Raw genomic sequence first — 13,340 nt, forward strand, 5'->3', positions numbered from 1 at the left:
TTTTACGATAAACTAATATGGTATGAGAAAAAGAATTCGCCCAGCTTTTGTTTTTACTATTATAGCTGTTTTTATTGGGATTTTAATTATGAATCGGCCTCGCTTTGAAGACCACCCCGTTAAAACCAAACCAAATCCAGTTCAGGTAGAAAATCAAGCTTTACATAATTTAGATAAACCTATAATTGATTTATCCGGTTGGCAAAGACCATCAGAAATAAATTACGATATTTTATCAAAAAATATTTCTGGTGCTATCGTTCGAGTTCATGGAGGAAACCAAATTACAAAGGAGAATGATGCTTCTTTTACCAACGGAACCGATAAAGCCTATAAAAGTCATATTATAGAATTACAAAAACGTAACATTCCTGTAGCTGTCTATGCATATGTTTCTGCTAAGAGTGTTGAAGATATGGAGAAGGCTGCTGAAGCTTTTTATAACGCTGCTTCTCCATACAATCCTAGTTATTACTGGCTTGATGTCGAAGAAAAAACGATGTCAGATATGAATAAAGGTGTAGAAGCCTTTAGAGCCAAACTAGCTTCGCTAGGAGCTAAGAATATCGGCATTTACATCGGTGTTTACTTCATGAAAGAACACAGTATCAGCACCGATAACTATACAGCTATTTGGATTCCTTCTTATGGTTCTGATACTGGATATTTTGATAGTGCACCTGTAACTGATATCGATTACGACCTTCATCAATATACTTCCAAAGGAAAACTTGTAGGATTTGAGCATCATCTAGATTTAAATCTCATTTCATTGAAAAAGGATAAGGAAGAAACATTTAGAAAACTATTTTTAAAACCCTAAACTAGATTTTAATAAGCAAGTTGATTGATTTATTCAACTTGCTTTTCTTTATTTTAACACTTTGTGTTATAATATAATATGTGATTTAGAAGTAAACGGAGGACCTTTATGTTATCTTGGATTTCAAAAATTATTAAAGGTATCATTATTGCACTAGGATTCATCTTACCCGGTATCTCTGGCGGTGTTCTAGCTGCTATCTTGGGAATTTACGAACGAATGATTCGTTTTTTAGCACATCCTTTTAAACAGTTAAAAGAAGATATCCTGTATTTCTTACCTGTTGCCATTGGTATGCTACTTGGAATTGGACTTTTTTCTTATCCCATTGAATATCTATTAGAACATTATCAAGTATATGTTTTGTGGAGTTTTGCCGGTGCCATTATCGGTACAGTCCCGAGTTTAGTTAAAGAAGCTAATCGCGAATCAGAAAGAGATAAGGTTGATTTGATTTGGTTTTGGGCAACCTTTATTATTTCTGGGATTTCTCTTTATAGCCTCAATTTTGTTGTTGGTTCCCTATCTGCAACTTTCTTGAACTTTATTCTGGCAGGTGCACTTTTGGCACTTGGAATCTTAGTTCCTGGACTCAGCCCATCAAATCTTCTATTGATTCTTGGCCTCTATAGTCCAATGCTAACAGGATTCAAAACTTTTGATCTCTTTGGTACTTTCCTACCAATCGGCATCGGAGCTGTCCTCACTTTTGTTGCATTTTCAAAATTTATGGACTATGCACTCCGTGTCTATCACTCCCGTGTCTATCACTTTATCATCGGGATTGTACTTTCAAGTACGCTCTTGATTCTTATCCCAAACGCAGGTAGTTCTGAAAGCATTAGTTATGCAGGTTTATCCATTGTATCTTATGTGATTATCGCCTTCTTCTTTGCTCTTGGTATCTGGTTGGGAATTTGGATGAGTCAATTAGAGGATAAATACAAATAATGACTAAAAAAGTTAGAATTAAGAAAACCTTAGTTGAACAAATCTTAACAAAGGCTGGTATTAAACATAAGGGGATTCAGGTAAATGCTCTCGAAGGTCAAATACCTTCAGGTTATGAGAAACATCAAATCTTTAAAACCCTAGCTCTTCTTGGAGATAAGACAGGTCCAATTATCGGTATTATTCCCATTACTGAACACCTCTCTGAAAAGAAACTAGCTAAAATTTCAGGCAATAAAAAAGTAAACATGATACCTCAAAAAGATTTGGAAAAAACAACGGGCTATATCCACGGAGCCAACAATCCTGTCGGTATTCGTCAAAAACATAACTATCCCATTTTCATTGATAACACTGCCCTTTCGCTTAATGAACTGATTGTTTCTGCTGGTGAAGTTGGTCACAGTATTATCATCGAACCTAAAGATCTAGCTAGCTTTGTCAAAGCAGAATTCGCAGATATCCTCGAAGTTTAGCCTAGTCACAAAAACAAAAACAGCCACTATTCAGAACTTACACCTTAGTGTTAAGTTCTTTTTAGTTTTCATAGAATATCCGTGAATTTATTTGATATTTATGATAAAATGGGAGTATCGCAAAATAGACTCATTGTAACAAGTATTGAGTAAACCTAGGAGGAACCCATGTCAACTGAACATATGGAAGAACTAAATGACCAACAGATCGTTCGCCGTGAAAAAATGGCTGCGCTCCGTGAACAAGGAATAGACCCATTCGGGAAACGATTTGACCGTACTGCTAACTCTCAAGAATTAAAAGATAAATTTGCTGACCTCGATAAAGAACAACTACATGAATTAAATGAAACTGCTACGATTGCAGGGCGTTTGGTAACCAAACGTGGTAAAGGTAAAGTCGGCTTTGCCCATCTTCAAGACCGTGAAGGTCAAATCCAAATCTACGTGCGTAAAGACGAGGTTGGTGAAGAAAACTACGAAATCTTTAAAAAAGCTGACCTCGGTGACTTCCTTGGTGTCGAAGGTGAAGTCATGCGTACCGATATGGGAGAACTCTCTATCAAAGCCACTCATATTACTCACTTGTCTAAGGCTCTTCGTCCGCTTCCAGAAAAGTTCCACGGTTTGACTGACGTTGAAACCATTTACCGTAAACGTTACTTAGATTTAATTTCTAACCGCGAGAGCTTTGAACGTTTTGTCACTCGTTCAAAAATCATCTCTGAAATCCGTCGTTACCTTGACCAAAAAGGCTTCCTTGAAGTTGAAACTCCTGTTCTTCACAACGAAGCTGGAGGTGCTGCTGCTCGTCCATTTATCACTCACCACAATGCTCAAAACATTGATATGGTACTTCGTATCGCGACTGAACTCCACTTGAAACGTCTCATCGTTGGTGGTATGGAACGTGTCTATGAGATTGGTCGTATCTTCCGTAACGAAGGTATGGACGCTACACACAACCCTGAGTTCACTTCTATCGAAGTTTACCAAGCTTATGCAGACTTCCAAGATATCATGGACTTGACTGAAGGTATTATCCAACACACTGCAAAAGCTGTTAAAGGCGATGGCCCAGTTAACTACCAAGGTACTGAAATCAAAATTAACGAACCATTCAAACGTGTTCACATGGTTGATGCTATTAAAGAAATTACAGGTGTAGATTTCTGGCAAAACATGACCTTCGAAGAAGCTAAAGCTATAGCTGCTGAGAAGAAAGTTCCAGTTGAGAAACACTACACTGAGGTTGGCCACATCATCAATGCCTTCTTTGAAGAATTTGTTGAAGAAACGTTGATTCAACCTACCTTTGTCTATGGACATCCAGTAGCTGTATCTCCACTTGCTAAGAAGAACCCTGAAGACGAACGCTTTACTGACCGTTTCGAGCTCTTCATTATGACTAAAGAATACGGAAATGCCTTCACTGAGCTCAACGATCCAATCGATCAGCTTAGCCGTTTTGAAGCCCAAGCTAAAGCAAAAGAGCTTGGTGACGATGAAGCGACTGGTATCGACTATGACTACATTGAAGCACTTGAATATGGTATGCCGCCAACAGGTGGTTTGGGAATCGGTATCGACCGTCTCTGCATGCTCCTCACTGATACAACAACTATCCGTGACGTACTTCTTTTCCCAACTATGAAATAAACATTAAACTCCTAGAATTTTTCTAGGAGTTTTTTGTAGTTAAAAAGACAACCTTATCAAAGAGGTTGTCTTTTTATTATTGAACTAGAATAATCCAAGAACAGTTCCATCACTTTCAACATCCATGTTGAGAGCGGCAGGTCGTTTTGGAAGTCCAGGCATGGTCATGACATCACCAGTAAGAGCGACGATAAAGCCTGCACCAAGTTTTGGTACCAATTCACGAATAGTAATTTCAAAGTTTTCAGGTGCTCCAAGAGCGTTAGGGTTATCTGAGAAACTGTATTGAGTTTTAGCCATACAGATTGGCAGTTTATCCCAACCATTTTGTACGATTTGAGCAATTTGGGTTTGAGCTTTCTTCTCGAAGTTTACTTTGCTACCACGGTAGATTTCAGTAACAATCTTTTCAATTTTTTCTTGAACAGAGAGTTCATTGTCATATAAACGAGTATAGTTTGCAGGAGTTTCAGCAATCGTTTTGACCACAGTTTCAGCAAGCGCTACTCCACCTTCTGCACCATTAGCCCAAACACTTGCTAACTCGACTGGAACGTCAATTGAAGCACAGAGTTCTTTCAAGGCAGCAATTTCAGCTTCTGTATCAGATACAAATTCATTGATAGCAACAACTGCTGGAATACCAAACTTACGGATATTCTCAACGTGGCGTTTCAAGTTTGCAAATCCAGCACGTACTGCTTCCACATTTTCCTCTGTCAGAGCATCCTTAGCAACTCCACCATTCATCTTAAGAGCACGAAGAGTCGCTACAATGACTACTGCACTTGGAGCTGTTGGCAAGTTTGGAGTCTTGATATCCAGGAATTTCTCAGCACCAAGGTCTGCACCAAAACCAGCTTCTGTCACTGTGTAATCTGCTAAACGTAGAGCCGTTTTCGTTGCCAAAACTGAGTTACAGCCATGGGCGATGTTGGCAAAAGGACCACCGTGTACGAATGCTGGTGTACCATAGATTGTTTGAACTAAGTTTGGTTTGATAGCATCTTTCAAAATCAATGCCAAGGCACCTTCAACCTGTAGATCACCCACTGAAACAGGTGTACGGTCATAACGGTAACCAATAACGATATTTGCCAAACGACGTTTCAAATCTTCAATGTCAGTTGCCAAGCAAAGGATAGCCATGATTTCTGAAGCAACAGTGATATCAAATCCATCTTCGCGAGGAATACCATTAAGAGGACCACCGAGTCCAACAGTTACATGACGAAGAGCACGGTCGTTTAAGTCAACAACACGTTTCCAAAGAATACGACGTTGGTCAATTCCTAGCTCATTTCCTTGGTGCAAGTGATTGTCGATCAAGGCAGAAAGAGCATTGTTGGCAGTTGTGATAGCATGCATATCACCAGTAAAATGAAGGTTGATATCTTCCATTGGTAACACTTGAGCATAACCACCACCAGCTGCACCACCTTTGATTCCCATCACAGGACCAAGAGATGGTTCTCGGATAGCAATCATGGTTTTCTTACCAATCTTATTCAAAGCATCAGCAAGACCGATTGTAATAGTTGACTTCCCTTCACCTGCTGGCGTTGGGTTGATGGCTGTCACCAAAATCAACTTGCCAATTGGATTTGCCTCAACCTCACGAATCTTATCAAAGCTAAGTTTAGCCTTGTATTTTCCATACAACTCCAAATCATCATAAGAAATACCAAGTTTCTCGACAACATCAACAATCGGTTTCAATTCAATACTCTGTGCAATTTCAATATCTGTTTTCATAGGAAGCTCCTCTGCCCTTTAATGTTTGAAATCATTATAACACAAAACAAGATTTATTTCATCCAAGTAGTTTTTTAATGTTCGTATTTTTCTTTAGTTTTCTAGTTTAAATTCATTCTTATTTATTTTTTATATGTGTTTATAACGATAAACTATAGGAATTGAATCAAATACTGAACCGCTTTTTTTGACATGCAAATATTTTTTGTGTAAAATGATGCTATGAAAATTTTAGTAACTTCTGGTGGTACTAGTGAGGCTATAGACCGTGTTCGCTCTATCACTAATCACTCTACAGGTCGTCTTGGCTTGGTTATAACAGAAGCTTTAATAAAAGCAGGTCATGAAGTTTGCTTGATTACAACTTCTCATGCAATTAAACCAGCTAGTCATCCAAATCTTAAAATTATAGAAATTAAGAATACTTTGGATTTACTTGAGGAGATGCGAAATCTTGTTAAAGATTACCAAGTTTTAATTCATTCTATGGCTGTATCTGACTATACCCCGGTCTACATGACAAATATAGATGAGGTTCAAGCTAGTCAAGATTTATCGGAATTTCTAACTAAGCATAATACTGAGACCAAAATTTCTTCAAAGGAAGATGCTCAGATTCTTTTTCTTAAGAAAAATCCTAAGATTATTTCTCTGGTCAAAGAATGGAATCCTAAAATTCATCTAATAGGTTTTAAACTCCTGGTTGATGTTACAAAGGATCATTTGATAGATGTTGCTAGAGAAAGTCTTAAAAAGAATCAAGCAGACATTATTGTTGCTAACGATTTGACTCAAATAAACTCTGAACAACACCTGGCTTACTTAGTTGAAAAAAATGATTATCAAACAGCATACAGCAAACAAGAAATCGCTGAGCTAATAATTAAAAAAATTCAAGGATTTACTTTTTAGAAAGGAAAGTTATGGCTCACATTACTCTTGCAATTACTGGTTCAATTGCTTCCTACAAGGCTGCCGATTTAGTCAGTTCTTTAAAAAAGCAAGGACATAGTGTATCGGTCTTGATGACAAAAGCAGCTACTGATTTTATACAACCATTAACACTGCAAGTTTTGTCCCAAAATCTGGTTCATCTCGATGTCATGCAAGAACCTTATCCAGACCAAGTCAATCACATCGAAAGAGGAAAAGAAACTGACTTATTTATCGTTTCTCCTGCAACTGCTAACACTATTGCCAAGCTTGCACATGGCTTTGCGGATAATATGGTGACTAGTACTGCTCTGGCATTACCAGATAATATCCCTAAATTATTAGCACCTGCCATGAATACAAAAATGTTTACCCACCCTGCCACACAGACAAATCTTAAAACTCTAGAAAGCTATGGATACGAGATTATCTCTCCTAAAGAATCCCTCTTAGCTTGTGGCGACTTCGGAAGCGGCGCTTTAGCCGATTTGGAAATTATTATAGAAAGAATAAAGGAAACTCTCAATGAACAAACGCTCTAACATCGCACCTGTTGCTATATTTTTTGCTAGTATGATTGTCATCCATCTGCTGACCTCAATCTTATTTAATGTATTACCATTCCCAATCAAACCAACAATCGTTCATATCCCAGTTATTATTGCTAGTATCATTTACGGTCCAAGAATCGGTGCTATCCTTGGATTTTTAATGGGTATGATTAGTTTAACTGTTAATACAATTACTATCTTACCAACTAGCTATCTCTTCTCTCCATTTGTACCTAATGGCAATATCTATTCATTAATCATCGCCATTGTTCCTCGTATCCTCATCGGTTTGACTCCTTACTTTGTTTATAAACTTTTTAAAAACAAAGCTGGTCTTATCTTTGCTGGTGCTCTTGGTTCTCTAACAAATACTGTATTTGTCTTAGGTGGAATCTTCTTCCTTTTCGGAAGTGTTTTCGATGGAAATATTCAAAAACTATTGGCTACTGTTATCTCAACAAACTCAATTGCAGAATTAGTTATCTCGGCTGTTTTAACTGCTCTCATTGTTCCAAGATTAGAAAAAATTAAACAATAAAAGAAAACCTGTATCCTATTGATACAGGTTTTTTTATTGTCAATGTGTTAATCGTGCTTCTTCTAAGATTTTTTCAATCTTTGTTGTAAGTAAATCAATAGCTACAGTATTGGTAACACCTTCAGGGATAATAATATCAGCATAACGCTTGGTCGGCTCGATAAACTGGTGGTACATGGGTTTAACCACACCAAGGTATTGCTCAATAACACTATCAAGGCTACGTCCACGCTCTTCCATATCACGCTTAATACGACGGATGATACGAACATCATCATCGGTATCCACGAAAATCTTGATATCCATCAAATCACGAAGGCGCTGATCCTCTAAAACTAAGATTCCTTCAACTATAAAGACATCCTGAGGCTCCTGACGGTAAGTTTTGGAGCTACGTGTATGTTTTGTATAGTCATAGGTAGGAATATCCACTGGACGACCAGCCAATAACTCCTTAATCTGCTCAATCATTAAGTCAGTATCAAAGGCAAAAGGATGGTCATAGTTAGTCTTAATCCGCTCTTCGAAGGTCAAATGGGATTGATCCTTGTAATAAGAGTCGTGCTCAATCATGGAAATCTTTTCATTGGGAAAATGGGATAAGATAGCTTTGGAAACACTAGTTTTTCCTCCACCAGATCCGCCTGTAACACCTATAATAATTGGTCTATTTTGCATAGTTGCCTCCGTTTTTTTCCTGGGTCTATTCTACCATATTTTTAGGAAATTTTACAGCAGTAATTCTTTATAAAGCAAACTAAAAATCCCCGTAACTAAATAGCTACGAGGATAAATAATTTCTTAATCAAAGTTAACGTATTCTTTAGAAAGTTCAAGAACTTCTTCCATTGTTGAACATTCAGTAAGAGCACGGTTAGCGTATTCTTGCATTTTAGCAGTGTCAAGTTTCTTCATCAAGCTACGTGTACGAAGTACAGATGTCGCTGACATTGAGAACTCATCCAAGCCCATACCAACAAGAAGTGGAACAGCTGTTTGGTCACCGGCCATTTCACCACACATACCAGCCCATTTACCTTCAGCGTGAGCTGCTTTGATAACATTGTTGATCAAGCGAAGGATTGATGGGTTATACGGTTGGTAAAGGTATGAAACTTGCTCGTTCATACGGTCTGCTGCCATTGTGTATTGGATCAAGTCGTTAGTACCGATTGAGAAGAAGTCAACTTCTTTTGCAAATTGGTCTGCAAGCATTGCTGCTGCAGGAATTTCAATCATGATACCAACTTGGATGTCATCCGCAACTGCAACACCTTCAGTAACCAATTTTGCTTTTTCTTCTTCAAGAATAGCTTTAGCAGTACGGAACTCTTTCAACAAAGCAACCATTGGGAACATGATACGCAATTTACCATGAACAGATGCACGAAGCAATGCACGCAATTGTGTACGGAACATTTGGTTACCAGTTTCAGAGATAGAGATACGTAAAGCACGGTAGCCCAAGAATGGGTTCATTTCTTTAGGAAGATCGAAGTAAGGAAGCTCTTTATCCCCACCGATATCCATTGTACGAACAACAACAGGTTTACCGTTCATTCCTTCAAGAACTGCTTTGTATGCTTCGTATTGGTCGTCTTCAGTTGGGAAGTCTTGAGAATCCATGTACAAGAATTCAGTTCGGTAGAGACCAACTGCTTCTGCACCGTTTTCGTTCACACCTTCAACGTCTTTAGGTGTACCGATGTTAGCAGCCAACTCAAAGTGTTTACCATCAGCGGTAACTGTTTTAGCATCTTTTAAAAGAGCCCATTCAGCTTTTTGTTGAGCATAAGCTTCACCAGCTGCTTTGAATTCTGCGATTTGTTCTTCGCTTGGGTTAATAACCACTTCACCTGAAATACCAGAAACAGCCAAAATATCACCATCTTTTACAAGTTCAGTAATGTTGTTTGTACCCAAAACAGCTGCGATCTCAAGTGTACGAGCCATAATAGCTGAGTGGCTTGTACGTCCACCAATATTAGTTACAAAAGCTTTTACAAAGTTTTTGTCCAATTGGGCAGTATCAGATGGAGTCAAGTCGTGTGCAATGACGATTACTTCTTCATTAATAGAAGCTGGGTTTGGCAATTTCTTACCAAGAAGATTTGCCAGAACACGTTTAGTAACGTCTCGAATATCAGCTGCACGTTCTTGCATGTATGGATTATCTTCCATGCCTTCAAAGATTGTGATGAACATGTCTGTAACCTCTTTAAGACCTGCTTCAGCATTCACTTTTTTAGCACGGATAGTTTCTTTAATTTGACCGATTAATTCAGGGTCAGAAAGAACCATTAAATGAGCGTCAAAAACTTGCGCTGCTTCTTCACCAAGCGTACCTACTGCTTTTTCACGGATAAGAGAAAGCTCGTTTTGAGAAGCTTCAAGAGCAACATCTAAACGAGCTTCTTCAGCATTTGTATCTTCGACTGAAACAGTCTCGAATGATAAATCCGGTTGAACAAGTAGATATGCTTTTGCAACGGCAACACCATCAGATGCTGCAATTCCTTTAAGCATTTCTGTCATATTCTTATGCCAATCCTTCTTTTTCCATTGTTTCTGAGATAGCAGCGATAGCGTCATCAGCGTCTGCACCTTCAGCAGTGATTGTAACGTCAGCACCTTGACCAACACCAAGGCTCATAACACCCATGATAGATTTAAGGTTAACTGATTTACCTTTGTACTCAAGAGTGATATCTGAAGCAAATTTGCTAGCAGTTTGTACTAACAAAGTAGCTGGACGTGCGTGAATACCTGTTTCTGCCACTACGTGGAAATCTTTAGAAGCCATAGTTTGACTCTCCTTTAAATGTTTTCTTGTTGGGTTATGTCTGATAACCCTTACAGTTTAGTATTATATCACTTTCACATTCCTTTTTCAAGTGTTTAATGGACTTAATCCTATTTACTTTCAGATAACTTCCAGAAAAGATTTCACTCATTAAATAGTTATACCTTATATAGTTTTGAAATTTTTTTTATTATCAGAAATCCTATATTTAAAGCGATTCCGTTTTCTGAAACCCCTATATATTGTGTTTTTTGAAATATAATTAGAAAAAATTATACAATATTTAGTTTCTATTCGTTGACAAAGTTTTTTTTTCTGATATACTAGGAAAGGTATTATTAATTCAAAGAGGAGTACCATAAATGGTAACAGTATATTCAAAAAATAATTGTGTTCAATGTAAGATGACAAAACGCTTCTTGGATAGCAATAATATTGCCTATCAAGAGATTAATCTCGATGAACAACCTGAATACATTGATCAAGTTAAAGAGCTTGGCTTTAGTGCTGCTCCTATCATTCAAACACCGACTGAGGTTTTCTCTGGTTTCCAACCAGCAAAACTCAAACAACTTGCTTAAAAGTCAGGATTAAAAAGCTTCTATTTACTTTTAGAAGCCTTTATTTTGTAATTAGATAAGGGAAATTTATGGGATTAAAAAAACTCGAAGACGTTACCTACTTCCGTCTTAATAATGAAATCAACCGTCCAGTTAATGGTCAAATTATGCTTCATAAAGATAAAGAAGCCTTGGATGCATTTTTTAAAGAAAATGTTTTTCCAAACTCTATGGTCTTTAATTCAGTCTTAGATAAGATTAACTACCTTATTAAGCATGACTACATTGAAACAGCTTTTATTGAGAAATATCGTCCAGAATTTTTTGAAGAGCTTTATCAGTTTATAAAAGATCAAAACTTCCAGTTTAAATCGTTTATGGCTGCCTACAAGTTCTATAATCAGTATGCACTTAAGACAAATGATGGTGACTACTACCTTGAAAACATGGAGGATCGCGTATTCTTTAATGCTGTCTACTTTGCGGATGGTGATGAAGCGATCGCAACTGATATTGCTAACGAGATCATCCATCAACGCTATCAACCAGCAACTCCATCTTTCTTGAATGCTGGTCGTGCACGTCGTGGTGAGTTAGTATCATGTTTCTTGATTCAGGTTACAGATGATATGAACTCTATTGGCCGTTCTATCAACTCTGCTCTTCAACTTTCACGTATTGGTGGTGGAGTCGGGATTACTCTTAGCAACCTTCGTGAAGCTGGCGCGCCTATCAAGGGTTACGAAGGAGCTGCGTCTGGTGTCGTTCCAGTTATGAAGCTCTTTGAAGATAGCTTCTCTTACTCAAACCAATTGGGACAACGTCAGGGGGCTGGAGTTGTTTACCTCAACGTCTTTCACCCTGATATCATCGCATTTCTTTCGACTAAAAAAGAAAATGCCGATGAAAAAGTTCGTGTAAAGACTTTGTCACTTGGTGTTGTAGTACCAGATAAATTCTACGAACTGGCTCGCAAAAATGAGGATATGTACCTCTTTAGCCCATACTCTGTTGAGAAAGAGTACGGTGTAGCATTTAACTATATCGACATTACTGAGAAGTATGAGGAACTAGTAGCAAATCCTAACATTCGCAAGACAAAAATCAAGGCTCGTGATTTAGAAACTGAAATCTCTAAATTGCAACAAGAGTCTGGCTATCCTTATGTCGTTAATATCGATACAGCAAACCGTGCCAACCCAATCGATGGCAAGATTATCATGAGTAACTTGTGTTCTGAGATTCTTCAAGTCCAAGAACCAAGCTTGATTAATGATGCACAAGAATTTCTTGAGATGGGAACCGACATTTCATGTAACCTTGGTTCAACCAACGTTGTCAACATGATGACATCGCCAGACTTTGGACGCTCTATTCGTGCCATGGTTCGTGCTCTTACCTTTGTTACTGATAATTCTCATATTAAAGCTGTCCCAACAATTGACCATGGAAATAGCTTGGCCCATACATTCGGTCTTGGTGCAATGGGACTACATAGTTACCTTGCTCAACAATTGATTGAATATGGATCAGAAGAGTCTATCGAATTTACAAGTATTTATTTCATGCTCATGAACTATTGGACTCTGGTTGAATCAAATAACATCGCGCGTGAACGTGGCATTACCTTCCACAACTTTGAGAAATCAGACTACGCAAACGGAACTTATTTCGATAAGTATACATCTGGTCAATTTGTTCCAAAATCAGAACGCGTAAAAGAACTCTTTAAAGATGTCTTTATCCCAACTGGTGCAGACTGGGCTGAGCTTCGTGAAAAGGTTCAGGCAGATGGTCTTTATCACCAAAACCGTTTAGCTGTAGCACCAAATGGGTCAATCAGTTACATTAATGATGTTTCTGCTTCTATCCACCCAATCACACAACGTATCGAAGAACGTCAAGAGAAAAAAATTGGTAAGATTTACTATCCTGCTGCAGGATTGTCAACAGATACTATTCCTTACTACACTTCTGCCTACGATATGGATATGCGTAAGGTTATCGATGTATACGCTGCGGCTACTGAGCACGTAGATCAAGGGCTTTCACTCACTCTCTTCATGCGTAGTGACATTCCAAAAGGTCTTTACGAATGGAAGAAAGAAAACAAGCAAACGACACGTGACCTATCTATCCTACGTAACTATGCCTTCAACAAGGGCATCAAGTCTATCTACTACGTCCGTACCTTTACAGATGATGGTGGAGAAGTCGGCGCTAACCAATGTGAAAGCTGTGTAATTTAACTCTTATTTGAAATAACAATCTAATCAATCTTTCAAGACTTT

At 38.1% G+C, this 13,340-nt stretch carries 13 protein-coding genes; 9 read left to right on the forward strand and 4 right to left on the reverse strand.

Features of this window, described 5'->3' with window-relative positions; translation table 11 throughout:
• Positions 1-22 precede the first annotated feature (22 nt).
• The 4 genes from QM941_RS04055 (at position 23) to lysS (ending at position 3,909) form a co-directional block, all read left to right on the forward strand.
• The gene (locus QM941_RS04055) at positions 23-823 is read left to right on the forward strand and encodes a glycoside hydrolase family 25 protein (protein ID WP_414339134.1); all 801 of its coding nucleotides are present in this window, start codon (positions 23-25) and stop codon (positions 821-823) included.
• A gap of 108 nt (positions 824-931) precedes the next feature.
• Positions 932-1,774 (forward strand): DUF368 domain-containing protein, encoded by an 843-nt coding sequence (locus QM941_RS04060; RefSeq protein ID WP_414339136.1) that lies wholly within the window; start codon positions 932-934, stop codon positions 1,772-1,774.
• Entirely contained in the window at positions 1,774-2,250 is a 477-nt protein-coding gene (locus QM941_RS04065; protein WP_414339138.1) for a YbaK/EbsC family protein, read from the forward strand. The genes QM941_RS04060 and QM941_RS04065 overlap by 1 nt, the downstream gene beginning before the upstream one ends.
• Before the next feature lie 168 nt (positions 2,251-2,418).
• Positions 2,419-3,909 carry a lysine--tRNA ligase gene (lysS, locus tag QM941_RS04070; RefSeq protein ID WP_414339139.1) on the forward strand — a complete coding sequence of 497 codons (1,491 nt, stop codon included), beginning with the start codon at positions 2,419-2,421 and terminating at the stop codon, positions 3,907-3,909.
• 84 nt (positions 3,910-3,993) lie between these two features.
• On the opposite strand, the gene QM941_RS04075 is transcribed toward lysS, so the two are convergent.
• Positions 3,994-5,664 (reverse strand): formate--tetrahydrofolate ligase, encoded by a 1,671-nt coding sequence (locus QM941_RS04075; protein WP_414339140.1) that lies wholly within the window; start codon positions 5,662-5,664, stop codon positions 3,994-3,996.
• 222 nt (positions 5,665-5,886) lie between these two features.
• On the opposite strand from QM941_RS04075, the gene QM941_RS04080 reads away from it, so the two are divergent.
• The 3 genes from QM941_RS04080 to QM941_RS04090 are packed head-to-tail and all read left to right on the forward strand — an operon-like array spanning position 5,887 to position 7,686.
• Positions 5,887-6,576 carry a phosphopantothenate--cysteine ligase gene (locus tag QM941_RS04080; protein ID WP_414339142.1) on the forward strand — a complete coding sequence of 230 codons (690 nt, stop codon included), beginning with the start codon at positions 5,887-5,889 and terminating at the stop codon, positions 6,574-6,576.
• Between the two features lie 11 nt (positions 6,577-6,587).
• Entirely contained in the window at positions 6,588-7,139 is a 552-nt protein-coding gene (gene coaC / locus QM941_RS04085; RefSeq protein WP_414339144.1) for a phosphopantothenoylcysteine decarboxylase, read from the forward strand.
• Positions 7,123-7,686 (forward strand): ECF transporter S component, encoded by a 564-nt coding sequence (locus QM941_RS04090; RefSeq protein ID WP_414339146.1) that lies wholly within the window; start codon positions 7,123-7,125, stop codon positions 7,684-7,686. Before coaC ends, QM941_RS04090 begins: the two co-directional genes overlap by 17 nt.
• A gap of 39 nt (positions 7,687-7,725) precedes the next feature.
• On the opposite strand, the gene udk is transcribed toward QM941_RS04090, so the two are convergent.
• The 3 genes from udk to QM941_RS04105 form a co-directional block, all read right to left on the reverse strand.
• On the reverse strand, positions 7,726-8,364 hold the full coding sequence (udk, locus tag QM941_RS04095) for a uridine kinase (protein ID WP_414339148.1): 639 nt from the start codon (positions 8,362-8,364) through the stop codon (positions 7,726-7,728).
• 123 nt (positions 8,365-8,487) lie between these two features.
• The gene (ptsP, locus tag QM941_RS04100; RefSeq protein WP_414339149.1) at positions 8,488-10,221 is read right to left on the reverse strand and encodes a phosphoenolpyruvate--protein phosphotransferase; all 1,734 of its coding nucleotides are present in this window, start codon (positions 10,219-10,221) and stop codon (positions 8,488-8,490) included.
• Positions 10,222-10,225: 4 nt separating this feature from the next.
• Positions 10,226-10,489 (reverse strand): phosphocarrier protein HPr, encoded by a 264-nt coding sequence (locus QM941_RS04105; RefSeq protein ID WP_000146952.1) that lies wholly within the window; start codon positions 10,487-10,489, stop codon positions 10,226-10,228.
• Between the two features lie 362 nt (positions 10,490-10,851).
• Between QM941_RS04105 and nrdH the strand changes: the two genes are divergently transcribed.
• Both nrdH and nrdE read left to right on the forward strand, forming a co-directional pair.
• Positions 10,852-11,070 (forward strand): glutaredoxin-like protein NrdH, encoded by a 219-nt coding sequence (gene nrdH / locus QM941_RS04110; protein ID WP_414339150.1) that lies wholly within the window; start codon positions 10,852-10,854, stop codon positions 11,068-11,070.
• 68 nt (positions 11,071-11,138) lie between these two features.
• The gene (gene nrdE, locus QM941_RS04115; RefSeq protein ID WP_414339152.1) at positions 11,139-13,298 is read left to right on the forward strand and encodes a class 1b ribonucleoside-diphosphate reductase subunit alpha; all 2,160 of its coding nucleotides are present in this window, start codon (positions 11,139-11,141) and stop codon (positions 13,296-13,298) included.
• The last annotated feature ends 42 nt before the right edge of the window (positions 13,299-13,340 follow it).

Origin of the sequence: Streptococcus timonensis, assembly GCF_047460355.1 — a bacterium.
Classification (GTDB): Bacteria; Bacillota; Bacilli; order Lactobacillales; family Streptococcaceae; genus Streptococcus; species Streptococcus timonensis_A.

Coding starts and splice junctions, on each gene's coding strand:
- QM941_RS04090 (WP_414339146.1), top strand. CDS start 7,123: ATGAACAAACGCTCTAACATCGCACCTGTTGCTATATTTTTTGCTAGT.
- ptsP (WP_414339149.1), bottom strand. CDS start 10,221: ATGACAGAAATGCTTAAAGGAATTGCAGCATCTGATGGTGTTGCCGTT.
- QM941_RS04080 (WP_414339142.1), top strand. CDS start 5,887: ATGAAAATTTTAGTAACTTCTGGTGGTACTAGTGAGGCTATAGACCGT.
- QM941_RS04060 (WP_414339136.1), top strand. CDS start 932: ATGTTATCTTGGATTTCAAAAATTATTAAAGGTATCATTATTGCACTA.
- coaC (WP_414339144.1), top strand. CDS start 6,588: ATGGCTCACATTACTCTTGCAATTACTGGTTCAATTGCTTCCTACAAG.
- QM941_RS04055 (WP_414339134.1), top strand. CDS start 23: ATGAGAAAAAGAATTCGCCCAGCTTTTGTTTTTACTATTATAGCTGTT.
- udk (WP_414339148.1), bottom strand. CDS start 8,364: ATGCAAAATAGACCAATTATTATAGGTGTTACAGGCGGATCTGGTGGA.
- QM941_RS04065 (WP_414339138.1), top strand. CDS start 1,774: ATGACTAAAAAAGTTAGAATTAAGAAAACCTTAGTTGAACAAATCTTA.
- nrdH (WP_414339150.1), top strand. CDS start 10,852: ATGGTAACAGTATATTCAAAAAATAATTGTGTTCAATGTAAGATGACA.
- QM941_RS04105 (WP_000146952.1), bottom strand. CDS start 10,489: ATGGCTTCTAAAGATTTCCACGTAGTGGCAGAAACAGGTATTCACGCA.
- QM941_RS04075 (WP_414339140.1), bottom strand. CDS start 5,664: ATGAAAACAGATATTGAAATTGCACAGAGTATTGAATTGAAACCGATT.
- lysS (WP_414339139.1), top strand. CDS start 2,419: ATGTCAACTGAACATATGGAAGAACTAAATGACCAACAGATCGTTCGC.
- nrdE (WP_414339152.1), top strand. CDS start 11,139: ATGGGATTAAAAAAACTCGAAGACGTTACCTACTTCCGTCTTAATAAT.